The sequence below is a fragment of the Glycomyces harbinensis genome, assembly GCF_900101745.1.
In the GTDB taxonomy this organism is placed as follows: Bacteria; Actinomycetota; Actinomycetes; order Mycobacteriales; family Micromonosporaceae; genus Glycomyces; species Glycomyces harbinensis.
Genome location: NZ_FNAD01000011.1, coordinates 159,889 through 178,201, shown reverse-complemented (window position 1 = coordinate 178,201; position 18,313 = coordinate 159,889). Strand labels below are relative to the sequence as shown.

12 protein-coding genes are annotated in these 18,313 nt (G+C 69.9%); 8 read left to right on the top strand and 4 right to left on the bottom strand.

Annotated elements, in window-relative coordinates:
• The first annotated feature begins 66 nt into the window (after positions 1-66).
• The 4 genes from polA (at position 67) to BLQ63_RS18210 (ending at position 7,040) form a co-directional block, all read left to right on the top strand.
• Positions 67-2,766, top strand: a complete 2,700-nt coding sequence (gene polA / locus BLQ63_RS18225; protein WP_245681009.1) for a DNA polymerase I — start codon at positions 67-69, stop codon at positions 2,764-2,766.
• Between the two features lie 224 nt (positions 2,767-2,990).
• Positions 2,991-4,487, top strand: coding sequence for a 30S ribosomal protein S1 (gene rpsA, locus BLQ63_RS18220; protein ID WP_091038391.1), 1,497 nt, complete (start codon positions 2,991-2,993; stop codon positions 4,485-4,487).
• Between the two features lie 80 nt (positions 4,488-4,567).
• Positions 4,568-5,758, top strand: coding sequence for a dephospho-CoA kinase (gene coaE, locus BLQ63_RS18215; RefSeq protein ID WP_091038389.1), 1,191 nt, complete (start codon positions 4,568-4,570; stop codon positions 5,756-5,758).
• Between the two features lie 310 nt (positions 5,759-6,068).
• Positions 6,069-7,040: a hypothetical protein gene (locus BLQ63_RS18210; RefSeq protein WP_091038387.1), complete on the top strand. Its 972-nt coding sequence runs from the start codon at positions 6,069-6,071 to the stop codon at positions 7,038-7,040.
• A gap of 58 nt (positions 7,041-7,098) precedes the next feature.
• Here BLQ63_RS18210 and BLQ63_RS18205 read toward each other — a convergent pair whose 3' ends face one another.
• The gene (locus tag BLQ63_RS18205; RefSeq protein WP_143014984.1) at positions 7,099-8,469 is read right to left on the bottom strand and encodes a hypothetical protein; all 1,371 of its coding nucleotides are present in this window, start codon (positions 8,467-8,469) and stop codon (positions 7,099-7,101) included.
• 126 nt (positions 8,470-8,595) lie between these two features.
• Here BLQ63_RS18205 and uvrB point away from each other — a divergent pair, with 126 nt between their 5' ends.
• A complete protein-coding gene (gene uvrB, locus BLQ63_RS18200; RefSeq protein WP_091038382.1) occupies positions 8,596-10,653 on the top strand; it encodes an excinuclease ABC subunit UvrB in 2,058 nt (685 codons plus the stop codon).
• Positions 10,654-10,707: 54 nt separating this feature from the next.
• Here uvrB and BLQ63_RS18195 read toward each other — a convergent pair whose 3' ends face one another.
• Positions 10,708-10,998: an antibiotic biosynthesis monooxygenase family protein gene (locus tag BLQ63_RS18195; RefSeq protein ID WP_091038381.1), complete on the bottom strand. Its 291-nt coding sequence runs from the start codon at positions 10,996-10,998 to the stop codon at positions 10,708-10,710.
• 269 nt (positions 10,999-11,267) lie between these two features.
• Here BLQ63_RS18195 and BLQ63_RS18190 point away from each other — a divergent pair, with 269 nt between their 5' ends.
• A complete protein-coding gene (locus BLQ63_RS18190; protein ID WP_218125337.1) occupies positions 11,268-12,305 on the top strand; it encodes a TerC/Alx family metal homeostasis membrane protein in 1,038 nt (345 codons plus the stop codon).
• A 57-nt stretch (positions 12,306-12,362) separates the two neighbouring features.
• Here the strand turns inward: BLQ63_RS18190 and BLQ63_RS18185 are convergent, their stop codons facing one another.
• On the bottom strand, positions 12,363-13,196 hold the full coding sequence (locus BLQ63_RS18185) for a C40 family peptidase (protein WP_245681012.1): 834 nt from the start codon (positions 13,194-13,196) through the stop codon (positions 12,363-12,365).
• 325 nt (positions 13,197-13,521) lie between these two features.
• On the opposite strand from BLQ63_RS18185, the gene bioB reads away from it, so the two are divergent.
• Positions 13,522-14,589 carry a biotin synthase BioB gene (gene bioB, locus BLQ63_RS18180; protein ID WP_091038375.1) on the top strand — a complete coding sequence of 356 codons (1,068 nt, stop codon included), beginning with the start codon at positions 13,522-13,524 and terminating at the stop codon, positions 14,587-14,589.
• Positions 14,590-14,642: 53 nt separating this feature from the next.
• Here bioB and BLQ63_RS18175 read toward each other — a convergent pair whose 3' ends face one another.
• Positions 14,643-15,665 (bottom strand): LacI family DNA-binding transcriptional regulator, encoded by a 1,023-nt coding sequence (locus tag BLQ63_RS18175; RefSeq protein WP_091038373.1) that lies wholly within the window; start codon positions 15,663-15,665, stop codon positions 14,643-14,645.
• A 317-nt stretch (positions 15,666-15,982) separates the two neighbouring features.
• Here BLQ63_RS18175 and BLQ63_RS18170 point away from each other — a divergent pair, with 317 nt between their 5' ends.
• Positions 15,983-18,301 (top strand): beta-glucosidase family protein, encoded by a 2,319-nt coding sequence (locus BLQ63_RS18170; RefSeq protein WP_177154998.1) that lies wholly within the window; start codon positions 15,983-15,985, stop codon positions 18,299-18,301.
• Positions 18,302-18,313 lie beyond the last annotated feature (12 nt).

Genomic DNA, 18,313 nt, shown 5'->3' with positions numbered 1-18,313 from the left:
CACCCGCGAGCCACGCCGCCCCCCGCTTGCCGCCGACTTGTCGGAGGCACTCGATAGGCTCGCGGGGTGACTTCTTCGCAATCGCGCCTGCTGCTGATCGACGGCCACTCGATGGCCTACCGCGCCTTCTTCGCGCTCCCCGCCGAGAAGTTCGCCACCGACGACGGCCAGGTCACCAACGCCGTCTACGGTTTCGCGTCGATGCTCATCAACCTGCTCAAGGCCGAGGAGCCCACCCACATCGCGGTCGCCTTCGACCTCTCGCGCCACTCGTTCCGCACCGACGAGTACGCCGCCTACAAGGACGGGCGCGGCGAGACCCCGCCGGAGTTCAAGAGCCAGATCCCGATCATCCAGCAGCTCCTGGACGCCTTCGGCATCACCTGGCTCACCAAGACCAACTACGAGGCCGACGACATCATCGCGACCCTCGCCACCCGCGCCGGGGCGGCCGGGTTCGCCACGCTCATCTCCTCGGGCGACCGCGACGCGATCCAGCTGGTCGGCGACGACACCACGCTGCTCTACCCGGTCAAGGGCGTCACCGAGCTCGCCCGCTACACCCCCGGCACCGTCGAGGCCAAGTACGGCGTCACCCCCGACCGCTACCGCGACCTCGCCGCCCTCGTGGGGGAGAAGGCCGACAACCTCCCCGGCGTCCCCGGCGTCGGCCCCAAGACCGCCGCGAAGTGGATCGTCAAGTACGGCTCGCTCGACGGCCTCGTCGCCAAGGCCGACGAGATCACCGGCAAGGCCGGCGAGAACCTCCGCGCCCACCTCGACGACGTGCTGCGCAACCACCGCCTCAACGGCCTCGTGTGCGACCTCGAACTCGAATCGGGCCTCGACGACCTGGAGTGGGAGGGCTGGTCGGTCGCCGAGACCAACAGCCTGTTCGACGCCCTCCAGTTCCGCGCGCTCGGCGAGCGCCTCAACGCGAACCTCGCCGCCAAGGCCCTCGGCGCCGTGGCCGTCCCCGTGGCCGAGGTCGACCGCGTCGACGCGGCCGCGCTCGTGCCCGGCGGACTCGCCGCATGGCTCGACGCCCGCTCAGGGGACGTCGCCGTCGCCTACTCCGGGACCTTCGCCTCCGGCGCCGGCTCGTTCGACTCGATCGCGCTGGCCGAAGGCGGCACGGCGCTGTGGTTCGAGCCCTCGCAGCTCGACGCCGCGGACGAGCGGGTGTGGGCCGACTGGCTCGCCGACCCCGCGAAGGGCAAGCTCGTCCACGACGCCAAGGCGTTCCTGTGGGGCGCCGACGCCGCGGGCTGGCCCGAGGTGGCCGGCATCAAGGCCGACACCGTGCTCGGCGCGTACCTGCTCAAGCCCGAGCAGCGCTCGTACGCACTCGGCGACCTCGCGATGCAGTTCCTCGGCCGCGAACTGGAGACCCCCGAGTCGCCCGCCGACGACGGCGCCCTCGTGGGCCTGGACGCGGCGATGAACGACGACGCGGCGCAGCTGGAGGCCGACAGCGCCGCGGCCGCCGCGATCGCGGAGATCGCCGCCGAGCAGGCCGGGCGGCTGGAGCAGCGCCACCAGGCGAAGCTCGCCGAGGCCATCGAGTACCCGCTCGCGGGCGTCCTGGCGCGCATGGAGATCACCGGGATCGCCGCCGACGAGGGCCACTTCGCCGACATCGAGGCCGGGTTCGCCGCCCAGTCCAAGGAGGCGACCGACCGCGCCCACGAGATCGTGGGCCGCCCCTTCAACGTCGGCTCGCCCAAGCAGCTCCAGGAGATCCTCTTCGACGAGCTGAACATGCCGAAGACCAAGCGCACCAAGACCGGCTACACCACCAACGCCGACGCGCTCCAGCAGCTGTTCGCCAAGACCGGGCACCCGCTGCTGGAGCAGCTGCTGCGGTACCGCGACGTCGAGAAGCTCAAGCAGATCGTCACCACGCTGCGCGCGACGATCCAGACCGACGGGCGCATCCACACCACCTTCTTCCAGACGGTGGCCGCCACCGGGCGCCTGTCCTCGACCGACCCGAACCTCCAGAACATCCCGGTCCGCTCCGAGGCCGGCCGCGCCATCCGGGCCGGGTTCGTCGTCTCCGAGGGCTTCGAGTCGCTCATGACGATCGACTACAGCCAGATCGAGATGCGGATCATGGCGAGCCTGACCGGCGACGAGGGGCTGATCGAGGCGTTCATCGCCGGCGAGGACATCCACCGGGCCGTGGCCGCGAAGGTCTTCTCGGTCGAGCCCGCCGACGTCACCGCCGAGCACCGCCGCAAGATCAAGGCCATGTCCTACGGGCTCGCGTACGGCCTGTCGGCGTACGGGCTGAGCCAGCAGCTGGGGATCACCACCCAGGAGGCCCAGCAGCTCTCCGACGACTACTTCGCGCGCTTCGGGAAGGTCCGCGACTACCTGCACCGGGTGGTCGAGGAGGCCCGCAAGACCGGCTACACCGAGACGATCATGGGCCGGCGCCGCTACTTCCCCGACCTGACCTCCGACAACCGCCAGCTGCGCGAGATCGCCGAGCGGGCCGCGCTGAACGCCCCCATCCAGGGCAGCGCCGCCGACATCATGAAGACCGCGATGCTCGGCGTCGACCGGGCGCTGCGCGCCTCGGACCTCGACTCCCGGGTGCTGCTGCAGGTCCACGACGAATTGGTGTGCGAGGTCGCACCCGGTGAGGCCGACCGGCTCGAAGCGCTCGTGCGCGAGCAGATGTCGAACGCCGCCGAGCTGGCCGTGCCGCTCACCGTCTCCGCCGGGTTCGGCGCCTCGTGGGAGGCCGCGGCGCACTGAGCGCCGCCCGGCCCGTGGCTGCCGCCACGAGGTCCCGGGCCCGGACTGGCGCGGCGTTATCGCACACGGTAACCTGGACCTGCCTGGGCATGTCCGCGTCCTCAGAAGGGAGCAGGACGCGTTGCCAGCGGCAAGGGCGGCCCGGGGACTGACTAGCGAGCATTCGCGTCTTGCGAGGGCGCGGCTGTGAGCCCAATTCTTATGTATCCGGAGCACCAGCCCACATGACGAGCAGCATCGAGGCCACCTCGAGCAACGCTGAGAACAGCACGGTCGAAGAAGTCTTTTCCGACGAGGAGCTCCTCGCCGCGATCGACGCGACCATCAAATACTTCAATGACGGCGATATCGTCGAAGGTACCGTCGTCAAGGTCGACCGGGATGAAGTCCTGCTCGACATCGGCTACAAGACCGAGGGCGTCATTCCCTCGCGCGAGCTGTCGATCAAGCATGACGTCGACCCTGAAGACGTCGTCTCTGTGGGCGACCACGTCGAGGCCCTCGTCCTCCAGAAGGAGGACAAGGAAGGCCGTCTGATCCTCTCGAAGAAGCGCGCTCAGTACGAGCGCGCCTGGGGCACCATCGAGAAGATCAAGGAAGAGGACGGCGTCGTCCGCGGCTCGGTCATCGAAGTGGTCAAGGGCGGTCTCATCCTCGACATCGGCCTGCGCGGCTTCCTGCCCGCATCGCTGGTCGAGATGCGTCGTGTGCGCGACCTCCAGCCGTACGTCGGCCGCGAGCTCGAAGCCAAGATCATCGAACTCGACAAGAACCGCAACAACGTGGTCCTGTCGCGTCGCGCCTGGCTCGAGCAGACCCAGTCCGAGGTCCGCACCGAGTTCCTGCACCAGCTCGCCAAGGGCCAGGTTCGCAAGGGCACGGTCTCCTCGATCGTCAACTTCGGCGCGTTCGTCGATCTCGGCGGCGTCGACGGTCTGGTGCACGTCTCGGAGCTGTCCTGGAAGCACATCGACCACCCGTCCGAGGTCGTCGAGGTCGGTCAGCCGGTCGAGGTCGAGGTCCTCGAGGTGGACCTGGACCGCGAGCGCGTCTCCCTGTCGCTGAAGGCGACCCAGGAAGACCCGTGGCGCCAGTTCGCCCGCACCCACGCGATCGGTCAGATCGTGCCGGGCAAGGTCACCAAGCTCGTCCCCTTCGGCGCGTTCGTCCGCGTCGAGGACGGCATCGAGGGCCTGGTGCACATCTCCGAGCTGGCCGAGCGCCACGTGGAGGTGCCCGAGCAGGTCGTCAAGGTCGGCTCCGACGCCATGGTCAAGGTCATCGACATCGACCTGGACCGCCGCCGGATCTCCCTGTCGCTCAAGCAGGCCAACGAGGCCTTCGTCGAGAACGAGGAGCAGTTCGACCCGACGCTGTACGGCATGGCCGCGCAGTACGACGACCAGGGCAACTACATCTACCCGGACGGCTTCGACTCGGAGACCGGCGAGTGGATGGAAGGCTTCGACGAGGCCCGCGAGGAGTGGGAGCGGCAGTACGCCGAGGCCCGCACCCGGTGGGAGGAGCACGGCAAGCAGATCGCCGAGCGCGTCATCACCGAGGCTCCGGCCAAGCCCGCCGAGGGCGAAGCCGCCCCCAAGGGTGAGAAGGGTGCCAAGAAGACGACCTCTGAGAAGAAGTCGGCTCCGGCGGAACCCCAGGGGACCCTGGCCACCGACGAGGCGCTCGCGGCTCTGCGCGAGAAGCTCGCCGGCAACTAGCCAGCACTCCTGTCACTCTTTAAACTGACAGACCACTGCCCGTCCCAGGCTGTTCGCCTGGGGCGGGTAGTGTTTTAGTTGTGCTTAAAGTCGCATTGACCGGTGGCATCGGAGCCGGTAAGAGCACGGTCGCAGCGAAACTGTCGCAGCTCGGCGCCCGCGTCATCGACGCGGACGCCCTCTCCCGCGAGGTCGTCGCCCCGAACACCGAGGGGCTCGCCGCGGTGGTCTCCCGTTTCGGACCTGCGGTGCTCACCGCCGACGGTGCCTTGGACCGCGCCCGACTCGCCCAGATAGTCTTCGACTCGGCCCCCGCAAGGGCCGAACTCGAGGCGATCGTGCATCCGCGCGTCCGTGCCCGGGCCCGAGAACTCACCGATGCCCTACCCGACGACGCCATCGTCGTCCAAGACATACCGCTCCTGGCCGAGACCGGCCAGGCGCCCGGCTTCCACCTCAACATCGACGTGGAGGCGCCGCGAGAGCTCAGGCTCGAACGGCTCGCCGAGCGGGGCCTTTCCCGCACCGACGCCCTACGACGCATCGACGCACAGGCGTCCGATGCCGAGCGACGTGAAGTTTGCGATCTCGTCCTCTACAACCGCGACGGCCTCGAGGATCTCGAGCGCCACGTCGCCATGCTCTGGGAGGACCGGCTCGTGCCGTTCGCCGAAAACCTGCAACTCGAAAGGGCCGAGCCCCGGCCCGAGAAACTCCAGTTCGTGGAGTCCGACCCGGCCTGGCCCAGGCGCTTCGAGCACCTGGCCGCGAGGCTGCGCCGCGTCATGGGCCCCAGCGCCGTCCGCATCGACCACATCGGGTCGACCGCGGTCGCGGGGCTGCCCGCCAAGGACGTCATCGACATCCAGGTGACCGTCGTGTCCCTGCACATCGTCGACGCGTTCGCCGAGGCCCTCGGCGACGCCGGGTTCTTCGGCCAGGTGCTGTTCGACTCGCCCAAGCCCGAGTTCGCCGACGTCGCGGACTGGGAGAAGCGCTTCTACGGCTACGCCGATCCGGGCAACATCGCCCAGGTCCACTTCCGGCCGATCGACAGCCCCGGCCAGCGGTTCGCGCTCCTGTTCCGCGACTGGATGCGCGCCGACCCGCAGGCCAGGGCCGACTACGCCCAGCTCAAGGGCGGGCTCGCCGCCAAGGACGACGCCGACGCCGAGTACGCCGAGGCCAAGGAGCCGTGGTTCGACCGCGAGGGCTGGCCGCGCGCGAACCGGTGGGCCGCCGAGACCGGCTGGCACGCGCCCGTCTGCTGAAGTCCAATAAGGAAGAAACAGGGCCCGCGGCATTGCCGCGGGCCCTGTTCATATCCGGCCGTCTCATAGGTCACCCGACGTGTCAGTAATATAACGGAAATGTAGTTATCGCACTCGATGTCCGATCCTGATACGATGAATAGTCGCGTTCGATTGGCGTTCGACGACCATCTCAACTCGGCCGCGAACTCCGGCGTTTCGGGCCCGATTCCCATCAGTTTGATCGAATAAAGAGAGTCATTCCACCACAATGGGTATTACCGAAGGTCCAGGCGCTCCTTCCGCCCCCGCCGTCAGGCCGGGCGGTCGCATGCAACTGACCCTCTCCTTCGGGAGCCTCAGCGCTCCCATCGTCGCCATCGCGGTCGCTCGGGCCTCCGACAACCCCATGTCGTCGTTCGAGATCGGGGCCTGTGTCCTCGCCGGGCTCATCGGCATCGTCACCGTGCAGACGATCGGCGCCCGCCGCTTGGGGCGGGGCCGTCCGTCGGTCGGCGTACTCGGTCGAATGGGCCTCGGAAGGCGAACGGCGCGTTCGGAATGCAAGCGCATCGATACGAAGATCAAGGACCCGTCGGACGTGCAGCGCGACTCCAGGGCGACGATCGTCGACGTGAAGCAGAACAGCGAGGACCGCGACCGCGCCGTGCACGACCTGGCACACGGTCCAGGGTCCGACGAGGTCTCAAGGTGGACGCTGCGCAGCACCATCCAGGATCGCTACCTCGATCAGGCCCACCGGCTCGCGATGGCCGTCGAATACCGGCGCTGCAGTCCCATGGAGGCGTCCGAAGCCCTGGTCCTGTTCGCCCTCGACTGCGCCAACGGCCCCTTCTCGCGACTCGAAGCGGCGCGGTTGATCGCCGAGGAGACCCAGCAGCGCCTGGCGATCCTCGTGATCGCCACGGCCGCCGACGTCGATGCCGAATGCCGCCTCGAAGCGGCGATCGCGCTGAACCCGCTGGCGCCCCGTGACGCGGAAGAGGCCCTCAAACGGCTCGCGACGGACGCCATGGTGAGCTTCGGGGTCCGCCTCGAAGCCGCCCGGCACTGGGCCCTGGTCAACCGGACGGCCGCGGTGGAGGTGCTCTGGCAGATCGTGGGCTCGACCGAGGTCCCGTGGATGTGGCGCATCGCCGCAGCCGCCGAACTGGTCGTCCTCCGTGTCCGCGCCGCGTACAAGGTGCTCTACGAGTGGATGGAGAGTCGCGAACTGCCCGAAGAGGTGCGCGACCACCTCTTCGTGACGCTTCGCAAGCTCGACGAGCTGCGCACGGCCTGACGCCTCGAACACCTCGGGCCCGGCCATCCGGCCGGGCCCGAAGCGCTTTCTCGCGGCTCTAGCCGATCTTCTCGCTCACGTCCCAGGGGATCGCGACCATCTCGAAGTCCTCGTACTCGAGTGCGGCCGAGGCGACCCCGTAGTAGGACATCATCTCGACTTCGCGGAGCCGGTCGTCGCCGACGTGGTACCGGAACGCGGACTCGCCCGCGGCCGCCGAGGCGTCCCCTGCGACCGGGAACTCGACCACGTACACCGAGTCGTCCCCGGTCCCGTCCACGCGCAGCAGGGAGGCCTCCTCGGCCGTCTCCGCCGCGTCCTGGGCCTCCTCGGAGGCCATCTCCAGCAGACGGTAGACCAGCGTTTCCACCGGGCCGAAGCTCTCGGCGACGTTCTCGTCGGCGAGCGCGTGCGTCTCCCAGCCGTCGGTCGGCGGCGTCTCGGGCAGCTCCTCCTCGTCGGTGTCGAGGGTCGCGAACCCGTTCGGCCTGGCCAGGAGCAGCCGGTCGCCGGTGCCGTCGCTGACGCGCAGGTAGGCGGTCATGGTGCGCCAGTCGACCGAGCCCGTGCCGGTCGCCACCTGGTTGTCGCCGACCGGGACGGACATCTCGACCGTGGCGGTCTGCTCCCAGTTCTCGTGGCGCACTTCGCTGATGGCCTCGGCCAGGTCCTCGTCGACCTCGGCGGGCGACGTCGCCGGTCCGCCCAGCAGGTCGATCGGCACGAGTCCGGCGGTGTCGAACTCGACGTCGCGCAGGAAGTCGACGGCCGAGAGGCTCTCGGACCCGGTGTTGACCTGGAAGCGGCGCAGGTCCCCGTCGCCGTCGAGGGAGTAGAGCGCCTCGGGGCCGGGCGCGGCCTGCTCGCCGGCGCCCTGCTCGCTGCTCTCGACCATGATCGGGGCGCGGAAGGAGTCGACCGGCTCGCCGTCGATAATGCCCTCTTCGCGCCAGGTGGCCTTCTCGGCCAGTTCGGCCGGGTCGTCGGCCTGGGCGGCGGTCAGCGTGAACAGCGAGGAGGCGAGGATGTCGATCGTCGTCTCCAGTGGCGTCGACGCGCCCGACAGCATCTGGCGCGTGTTCCAGCCGTCCTCGGGGACGCGGATCTCGGCGAACGCGGCCTCGTCGTCGGCCCGGGTGGCGATCAGCCCCGGGATGGCCTGGACCAGCCTGTACTCGCCCTCGTCCACCGGGACGCGCGCGTAGACCATCGGGACCTGCCAGTCCAGGTAGCCGTCGATGGTGACCGTCTCGCCCTCGACCGGGAGGCTCATGCGCAGCGCGACCGGCTCGGAGCCGTGGTTGCGCTCGCGCATGGACGCCAGGAGCGCGGCCTCCTCCTCGCTGACGGGGCGCTCGGCGCCGGCGCGGTCGGGCGCGCACGAGACGGCGAACCATCCGGCGACGGCGATCGCGACGATGATGGCCATGACCCACATCACGGCCGATTTCCAGGGAATTGAGGTAGTGGAGCTCACGCAGGGACCAACGAGTCGGACCGCGAAAAGTCACCGGCGCCGCCGATCAATGTCGGACCCCGGCGCTACGGTTGGTCGGTGGCATTCGATATTCCGCGCGCCGATGGGCGCTTCGAGGTGGTCAGCGAGTACGAGCCGTCGGGCGACCAGCCGACGGCGATCAAGGAGCTCGCCGAGCGCGTCGATCGCGGCGAGCGCGACGTGGTCCTGCTCGGCGCGACCGGCACCGGCAAGTCCGCCACGTCCGCATGGCTGATCGAGAAGCTCCAGCGGCCCGCGCTCGTGATGGCCCACAACAAGACCCTCGCCGCGCAGCTGGCGAAGGAGTTCCGCGAACTCCTGCCCAACAACGCAGTCGAGTACTACGTCTCCTACTACGACTACTACCAGCCCGAGGCCTACGTCGCCCAGACCGACACCTACATCGAGAAGGACGCCTCGATAAACGAGGAGGTCGAGCGGCTGCGCCACCGGGCCACGTACTCGCTGCTGACCCGCCGCGACGTGATCGTGGTGGCCACCGTCTCGGCGATCTACGGCCTGGCGACCCCGGCCGAGTACCTGGAGCAGGCCACCGAGGTCAGCGTCGGCCAGGAGTGGGACCGCGACAAGCTGCTGCGGCGCCTCGTCGACGTCCAGTACAGCCGCAACGACATCGCCTTCACCCGCGGCACCTTCCGCGTCCGCGGCGACACGATCGAGATCATCCCGGCCTACGAGGAGCTGGCGATCCGCATCGAGATGTTCGGCGAGGAGATCGACCGGCTCTACTACCTCCACCCGATCACCGGCGACGTCGTCCGCGAGGTCGACCGGGTCCTGATCTTCCCCGGCTCGCACTACGCCACCGGCAACGAGCGGATGCGGCGCGCGATCGGCGACATCGAGGTCGAACTCGAGGAGCGCCTGACCGAGCTCGAGTCCCAGGGGAAGCTCCTGGAGGCCCAGCGGCTGCGCATGCGCACCGTGTTCGACCTGGAGAACATGAAGCAGACCGGCACCTGCAACGGCATCGAGAACTACTCGCGGCACATCGACGGCCGCCCCGCCGGCACCCCGCCGCACACCCTGCTCGACTACTTCCCGTCCGACTTCGTCACCATCCTCGACGAGTCGCACCAGACCGTCCCGCAGGTCGGGGCGATGTCGGAGGGCGACGCCTCCCGCAAGCGCAACCTCGTCGACCACGGCTTCCGCCTCCCCAGCGCCCAGGACAACCGGCCGCTGCGCTTCGACGAGTTCCGCGAGCGCGTGGGCCAGACCGTGTACCTGTCGGCGACCCCCGGCAAGTGGGAGATGGCGCAGACCGGCGGCCAGTTCGTGGAGCAGGTCATCCGCCCCACCGGCCTGGTCGACCCGCACGTGGAGGTCCGGCCCACCAAGGGCCAGATCGACGACCTGATGTTCGAGATCCGCGAGCGCGCCGGCAAGAACGAGCGCGTCCTGGTCACCACCTTGACCAAGAAGATGGCCGAGGACCTCACCGACTACTTCCTGGACAACGGCATCCGCGTCCGGTACCTGCACTCCGAGGTCGAGACGCTGCGGCGGATCGAGTTGCTCGGAGAGCTGCGCCGGGGCGACTACGACGTCCTGGTCGGCATCAACCTCCTGCGCGAGGGCCTCGACCTGCCCGAGGTCTCGCTCGTGGCGATCCTGGACGCCGACAAGGAGGGCTTCCTGCGCTCGGCGACCTCGCTGATCCAGACCATCGGCCGCGCGGCCCGGAACGTGTCGGGCACCGTGATCATGTACGCCGACAACCTCACCGACTCGATGAAGGCCGCGCTCGACGAGACCGACCGGCGCCGCGAGAAGCAGGTCGCCTACAACACCGAGCGCGGAGTCGACCCGCAGCCGCTGCGCAAGCGCATCGGCGACATCATGGAGGACCTGTACGACTCGGCCGCCGAGACCGCGAAACTGGTCGCCTCGGAGCGGCCGGCGCGCGGCACGTCCAAGGAGGCCAAGGGCGCCGGGAAGGTCCGCGCCGAGATCCTCCAGCAGATCGACGACCGCAACGAGCAGATGCTCACCGCCGCAAGAGAACTGCGCTTCGAGCTCGCCGCGGCCTACCGCGACGAGATCACCGACCTCAAGCGGGAGCTCCGCGAGATCGAGCAGGCCGGAGCCTGACGTCCGACGACGGAGGGCGGGCCCCGGTCATCCCGGGACCCGCCCTCCGCCGCGCTAGTCGACGTCCGCGAAGTGCTCCACGAACGGCGGCTCGGCGAAGAACGGGCCGATGGCCTCGCGCCATTTCGGGAAGCGGTCGGTCTCGCGGAAGCCCTGCTCATGGGCCTCGACCGAGTCCCATTCGATGAGGAGCACGAACCGGCTCGGGTTCTCCACGCCCTGGGTCATGCGCATGGACCGCAGGCCGGGGGAGACCCGCACGACTTCGCGGACGGAGCGGTACGCCTTTTTGAAAGCGTCCTCCTGGCCGGGGGTAACCTTGATTTCAGCGACTTCCAGAACCATGCGCGGAGCCTCCCATGACGGCAGGCTCCCGCGGTTCGCTCGACGCAGTGTCGAGAGTGAAGTCACATATCTGACTGATGACAAGTCGGATTCCGGCAGGCAGAATAGTCCCGTCTGTTCAAAATCAGGTATGTGGGGAGTATCCCGCAGCGCATGTCGCTGTTAGCGTCGTCGTCAATGCACGGGACCGTCATCGGTCCCCGGTGGCGCTGGTCCGCAAGGACTGGGAGAGACCATGTGACCCTTCGAAGATCAAGGAAGGCAACACATTGGACCTCCCGGCTTGGGCCTGGGCGCTGACCATGGTCGGACTGGCTTCGGTAGTCGTGTTCGACCTCGTGATGGCAGTCCGGAACCCCCACAAACTCTCCACCAAGGAATCGGCCACCTGGGCCGGGATTTACGTCAGTGCGGCGCTGCTGTTCGGCGTGCTCATCTTCATCACCGAAGGCCCCACGTTCGGCGGCGAGTTCTACGCCGGCTACCTCACCGAACTGGCGCTCTCGGTCGACAACCTCTTCGTGTTCCTCCTGATCATCCAGGCCTTCCGGGTCCCGGACAAGCTCCAGTCGCGCGTGCTGCTCGTGGGCATCGTGCTCTCGATCATCCTGCGCGGCGGGTTCATCGCCGTCGGCTCGGTCCTCATCGAGCGGTTCAGCTGGGTCTTCCTCATCTTCGGCGCGATCCTCATCTGGACCGCGTGGGGGCAGCTGCGCGACAACGGCGGCCACGACGAGGACATGCCGCAGAACGGCTTCATGCGGTTCGCCGAGTCGCGGCTGCGGGTCGCCCCGGACTACGACGGCGGCAAGCTCACCACCCGCATCGACGGCATCAAGTACGTGACGCCGCTGCTGCTGGCGATGCTCGCGATCGGCTCCACGGACATCCTGTTCGCGCTCGACTCGATCCCGGCGATCTTCGGACTGACCCAGGAGCCGTACCTGGTCTTCACCGCCACGATCTTCGCCCTGATGGGCCTGCGGCAGCTGTACTTCCTGCTCGCCGCGCTGCTCAAGTCGCTGAAGTACCTCTCGCTCGGCCTGGCCGCGATCCTCGGCTGGATCGGCGTGAAGCTGGTGCTCCACGGCCTGCACGAGAACCAGCTGCCGTTCATCAACGGCGGCGAGCACATCGACTCGATCCCGGAGATCCCGACCGCGCTGTCGCTGGGCGTCATCGCGGGCGTCCTCACCGCGGTCATCGTCACCAACCACATCCTGCTGCACCGCGAGGGCAAGACGTGGAGGCAGCTCTTCGCCGAGGCCGAGGAAGAGCAGCACGTCCCCGTCGCGGCCGAGAAGTAGCCGAGACGCGAAACGGCCCGCCGCCCCCCGCGAGGGGAGCGGCGGGCCGCTCGTCGTTCAGGCCTTGACGGGCAGGCGCCGGCAGGCGGTGACGCGGGTCAGCTCGGCGTCCTTGAGCGACTCGACGACGACCTTCCCGTATACCGAGGAGGAGAAGATGACCTCCGGCAGGTCCGTCTGGCTGCGCTCGGCCATGATCGCCGGGGTCTTGGCGTCGCCGCCGTGCTCGATGAACACCAGGTCGCCCGGGTGCAGGTCCTCGAACTCGACGGCCTCGCCGGCGGTCATGAGGGCCTCGCCGAAGCGCGGCACGTCGACGCCCAACTGGCGGAAGACGATCCAGACGAGTCCGGGCGCGTCGATGCCGTAGGCGCTCACCCCGCCGTGCAGGTAGGGGATCTCCAGCAGCTGCTGGGCGAGCTTCACCGCGTCGAGTCCGGCCGCGATCATGCCCGTCGCGGGCGAGACCAGCTCGCCCGCGGGCTCGGGCGCGAGGTCCCTCTGCGGCACCCAGCCGGGCTGCCTGGGCCCCGGCAGCGCCACGGGCACCCAGCCCCGGTACGCCTCGCCGACGACCCGCAGGCGCGTCCCGAGGGTCACGCCGGGCACGGCCACGTCGCCGCCCGGCTCGTCGCGCACGGCGGTCGCGGTGGCGGTCACCAGGTACTCGGTGCCGCCGGAGTCGCCGTCGGCCGGGTGCACGAGCTGGTCGAGCGGGACCCAGCCCGAGGTCTCCTGCTGAGGGCAGACCACCTCGGCCCAGTTCTCGGTGATCTGCTTGACCTCGACCCGGGTTCCCAGCAGGCACTGGGAGCGCACGCGTCCCTTGAGGCCGTTGGCGCGGATGTCGTTGGTGAGCCTGGCGACCCATTCGCGGATGGCGGAAGGCACGCCCAAGGCGAGCCGGTCCTCCGGTCCCGGGGCCGTGGGCTGAGCCCAGAGGGTCGCGACTGCCACGGCGATCAACGCCGGTTGTCCAGGTGCGATCGGCACGTTTGGTTCTCTCCGGATGGTTCGGGCGGTTCGTCATTCGCAACGCGTGCAGGGGGGATCTCCACCAGCCCACCGCGTTTGTCGCAGCACCGACCACCCACTGTAGCAAGTGTAGGCGGATCGCGACGCTCCGGCCCGAGTGTGATGCCGGGCGGCCTTTTCGCGCATCGGGGCGCGAACCGGCCGAAAAGCGGCCGGTCCCCGGTTGTGGCAAGATCTGGCCATGCCAGCAGTGAACGACGCCCTCGACCGACTCGCCGCCGCCGCCGACGCGGGCGCAGCCCCCGACGCCGCCGACCTCGAAGCGGTCCTGGCCAGCGCGGACGCCGAACTCATGGACGTGGTGGCGGCCGCCGCCCGACTTCGCTTCCGCCACTTCGGGAACACCGTCAAGCTCAACTACCTGGTGAACCTCAAGAGCGGCCTGTGCCCCGAGGACTGCGGCTACTGCTCCCAGCGCCTGGGCTCCAAGGCCGACGTCCTCAAGTACACGTGGCTCAGCCCCGAGCAGGCGGCCGAGCAGGCCGCCGCCGGGGTCGCGGGCGGGGCGTCGCGGGTGTGCCTGGTCTCCAGCGGGCGCGGCCCGACCGACTTGGACGTGGAGCGGGTCGGCAAGACCATCGCGGCGGTCAAGAACGCGGCCCCCGGCGTCGAGGTGTGCGCCTGCCTGGGCCTGCTCAAGGGCGGCCAGGCCGAGCGCCTCGCCGAACTCGGGGCCGACGCCTACAACCACAACCTCAACACCTCCGAGGACACGTACGCCGAGATCTGCTCGACGCACACCTTCGCCGACCGGGTCGACACGGTGAACGCCGCCCACGGGGCGGGCCTGTCGCCGTGCTCGGGGCTCATCGCCGGGATGGGGGAGTCGGACGCCGACCTGGTCTCAGTGGCGCTGGGCCTGCGCGAACTGGACGTGGACTCGATCCCGGTGAACTTCCTGCTGCCCTTCGACGGCACGCCGCTGGAGGGCACCTGGGAGCTCGACCCGCGCCGGTGCCTGCGGATCCTGGCGATGGTCCGGCTGGCGAACCCGTCCGCGGAGGTGCGCCTCGCCGCCGGGCGCGAAGTCCACTTGCGGCAGATGCAGTCGCTGGCGCTGCAGATCGTGAACTCGGTCTTCCTGGGGGACTACCTCACCAGCGAAGGCCAGGCGGCGAAGGACGACCTGGCGCTCATCGCCGACGCCGGCCTGGTGCCGCTGGGCCTGGAGTCGGCCCCCGAGGCGGTCCGCGAGGCCGTCAGGCCCCGCAAGCGGGGAGCGGGCACCGAGGTCGCCCCGAACGCCTAGGAGACAGCGCGAAAGGCCGTCGCCGGAACCGGCGACGGCCTTTCGCGTCGTCCTCATCTCCCGTGCGGGGCGGTCGACTCCCTGACCACGAGTTCGGTCGCGAGTTCGAGACGGGGCGAGTCGATGTCGTTGCCCGCGGCCATCTCCAGGACCGTCCTCGCCGCGAGGGCGCCCATCTCCGCGAGCGGCTGGCGCACCGTGGTCAGCGGCGGGCTCGTCCAGCGCGATTCGGGCAGGTCGTCGAACCCGACCACGCTCACGTGCTCGGGGATGCGCAGCCCCGCCTGGCGGATCGCCTCGTAGGCGCCGAAGGCCATCTGGTCGGAGGACGCGAAGATCGCCGTCGGCGGCTCGGGCAGGCGCAGCATGCCGGCCGCGGCGTCGAAGCCGGACTGGTGGTAGAAGTCGCCGTCGAACACCAGTTCCGGGTCGAACAGGATGTCGGCGCCCTCCAGCGCGGCCCGGTAGCCGTCGAAGCGGGCGCGCGAGCACAGGACCTGCTTGGGGCCGTGGATGAAGCCGATGCGGCGGTGGCCCATGGAGATCAGGTGGTCGGTCGCGGCCAGGCCGCCGGCCCAGTTCGTCGCGCCGATCGCGGGGGCGTCCATCGTGGGCCCGCCCGAAGGGTCCAGCACGACCATCGGGACGCCCAGGTGCCGCAGCTGCTCCAGGATCGGGGAGGCCAGCTGCGAGACGACCAGGATGACCCCGTCGGAGGCCCTGGTGCGCAGGTTGTCCAGCCACTGCTCGGTGGAGGCCCGGCGGCGGTGCACCGCGGAGACGACGGTGCCGACCCCGGCGGCGTGGGCCGCGTCCTCGACGCCGCGGATGATCTCCACGGCCCACGGGCTGTCGAGCTCGTTGAAGACCAGGTCGACCAGCCGCGCCCGGCTCGGCGCGCGCGTGGAGCGCCGGCGCTGGTATCCGCGCTCGTTGAGGAGCTCTTCGACGCGCTTGCGGGTCTCGGGGGCGACGTCGGAGCGGCCGTTGATGACCCGCGAGACCGTGGGGACGCTGACGCCCGCCTCGTCGGCGATGGCGCGGATGGTGATGCGCCCGTGTTCGGCTTCGCTCAAGGGTCCTCCTGCGTTCGACTGGGCTTCTGTAGGCCGGTGCGACACCGCGCGCGTCGTGCGGGCCGCATCCCCAAAGGTAGTGCGGACATCCTATAGCGGCGGGTCCGGGTTCCCGGATAGCGTCCGAAAGTTTCGACATAATCTGTCAAATCGCGGTCCTGGGCAAACGCATCCCACGCGCAGATTGACGCTAGAAGTGGGCCGTCATCAATGTTATGGTGTGCGAACTGCATCGAAAACGATCAGAAAAGTTTCGGAAACTATCGGCCCGGGTTCGGCCGCCAACGGCGTGTCGCGGGCCGCTTGAGTGGAGCAGCATGCACACCGACACCCCCGCGGAGGCAGCCGAAAGGGCCGCCGGGCTCGTCAAGCGGATGACCCTCGAAGAGAAGTGCGCCCAATTGGCGAGCCTGTGGCGCGGCGTCGACGCCGATGCCGGCGACATGGCCCCGCACCAGGGCGAGCAGACCGACGGCGCCCCCGCCGGGGACGACCCCCTCGCCCACGGACTCGGCCAGCTCACCAGGCCGTTCGGCTCAGCCCGCGTCGACCCCGCCGCGGGCGCCGCGCGCCTCGCCGCCGTTCAGCGCCGCATCCGCTCCAACAGCCGCTTCGGCATCGCCGCCATCGCCCACGACGAATGCCTCGCCGGCTTCATGGCCCACGGCGCCACCGCTTTTCCGACGGCACTCGCCTGGGGCGCCACCTTCGATCCCGACCTCGTCCGCGCCATGGCGCGGCAGATCGGCGACACCATGCGCTCGGTCGGCATCCACCAGGGACTCGCCCCCGTCCTCGACGTCGTCGCCGACTCCCGCTGGGGCCGAACTGAAGAGACCATCGGCGAGGACCCCTACCTCACCGGCGTCCTCGGCACCGCCTACGTCACCGGCCTCCAGGAGTCCGGGGTCGTCGCCACCGTCAAGCACTTCGCCGGCTACTCCGCCTCGCACGCCGCCCGCAACTTCGGCCCGGTCTACCTGGGCCCCAGGCAGTTCGCCGAGTCCTACCTGCCGCCCTTCGAGATGGCCGTGCGGCTCGGGCGCGCCAAGTCGGTCATGCCCTCCTACGCCGCCAACGACGGTGTGCCCTCGCACGCCAACGCCCGCCTGCTCACGGGCATCCTCCGCGAGGAGTGGGGCTTCGAAGGCGTCATCGTCGCCGACTACTTCGCCGTCAACTTCCTCAACTCCCTGCACGGCATCGCCGCCGACCGCTCCGCCGCCGCCGGACTCGCCCTCAACGCCGGCGTGGACGTCGAACTGCCCGCCGCGGACTGCTTCGGCGAGCCGCTCCGCGCCGCCGTCGCCGACGGGACCGTCGACGAGAAGACCCTCGACCGCGCCGTCGAGCGCGTCCTGACCCAGAAGATCGAACTCGGCCTCCTCGACGAGCCCCCCGCGCCCGCCGACACCGTCGACCTCGACCCGCCCGAGGCCCGCGCGCTCGCCGCCGAGGTCGCCCGCAAGTCGATCGTGCTGCTCGCCAACGACGGCACCCTGCCGTTGACCTCGCCGCCCGCCCGCGTCGCCGTCGTCGGCCCCGTCGCCGACGACCAGGCCGCCATGCTCGGCTGCTACTCCTTCCCCAACCACCACATGCGGTACGAGCCCGAGAGCGGCGACCCCTATCCGAGCGTCGACGTGGGCGTCGCGATCGCGACCCTCGCCGACCGGCTCGCGGCGGACCTGCCGGACTCGACCGTCGAGCACGTCGCCGGCGGCTGGGTCCTGAACGCCACCGACGACGAGATCGCCGCCGCCGCGAGCGCCGCCGCATCCGCCGACCTCGCGATCGTCGCCGTCGGCGACCGGTCGAGCCTGTTCGGCCGCGGCACCTCCGGCGAGGGCTGCGACGCCCCCGACCACGCACTGCCCGGGCGCCAGTCCGAACTGCTCGAAGCGGTCCTCGACTCGGGCACCCCCACCGTCGTCGTGGTGATCTCCGGGCGCCCCTACGCCCTCGGCACCGCGCCCGAGCGGGCCGCGGCGATCGTGCAGGCGTTCCTGCCCGGAGAGGAGGGCGCCGCCGCGATCGGCGCGATCCTCACCGGTGCCGCCGATCCCGAAGGCCGCCTGCCCGTCGGCGTCCCGGCCCGCCGCGACTCCCCGCCGGCGACCTACCTCGGCCCGCAGCTGGCCCGCCGCTCGGAGGTGTCCTCCAACGACCCGACCGCGCGGTACGCCTTCGGCCACGGCCTGACCTATACCGAGTTCGCCTGGGACGAGCCCGAACTGGTCTCGGGACCCGAGGTGGGCCCGGAAGGGGTGGTCGAGCTCGAGGTCCGCGTGCGCAACACCGGGGACCGGCGCGGCACGGAGGTTGTGCAGCTGTACCTCCACGACCCGGTCGCCTCGACGGTCCGCCCGGTGCAGCGCCTCGTCGGCTTCGCGCGGCTCCCCCTCGCGCCCGGCGAGGCCGGCACGGCCCGTTTCGCGATGCCGGTCGACCTGGCCGCGCTCATCGGCCTCGACGGCCAGTGGATCGTGGAGGCCGGGGCCCTGGAGCTGCGCCTCGGCAGGTCGGCGGCCGACACGGCGGCGACCCTTGCGGTCGAGGTCACCGGCGAGCGCCGCTTCGAACCGGGCACCCGCGCGCTGGCGACCCAGGTCACTGTCGAGAGCCTTGTCGGCTAGTATTGCCCGCAA

Excerpts from the sequence above, each read along its gene's own strand:
- rpsA (WP_091038391.1), top strand. The coding sequence starts at position 2,991 with ATGACGAGCAGCATCGAGGCCACCTCGAGCAACGCTGAGAACAGCACG.
- bioB (WP_091038375.1), top strand. The coding sequence starts at position 13,522 with ATGCCAGCAGTGAACGACGCCCTCGACCGACTCGCCGCCGCCGCCGAC.
- BLQ63_RS18205 (WP_143014984.1), bottom strand. The coding sequence starts at position 8,469 with ATGGCCATCATCGTCGCGATCGCCGTCGCCGGATGGTTCGCCGTCTCG.
- BLQ63_RS18195 (WP_091038381.1), bottom strand. The coding sequence starts at position 10,998 with ATGGTTCTGGAAGTCGCTGAAATCAAGGTTACCCCCGGCCAGGAGGAC.
- BLQ63_RS18170 (WP_177154998.1), top strand. The coding sequence starts at position 15,983 with ATGCACACCGACACCCCCGCGGAGGCAGCCGAAAGGGCCGCCGGGCTC.
- BLQ63_RS18210 (WP_091038387.1), top strand. The coding sequence starts at position 6,069 with ATGCAACTGACCCTCTCCTTCGGGAGCCTCAGCGCTCCCATCGTCGCC.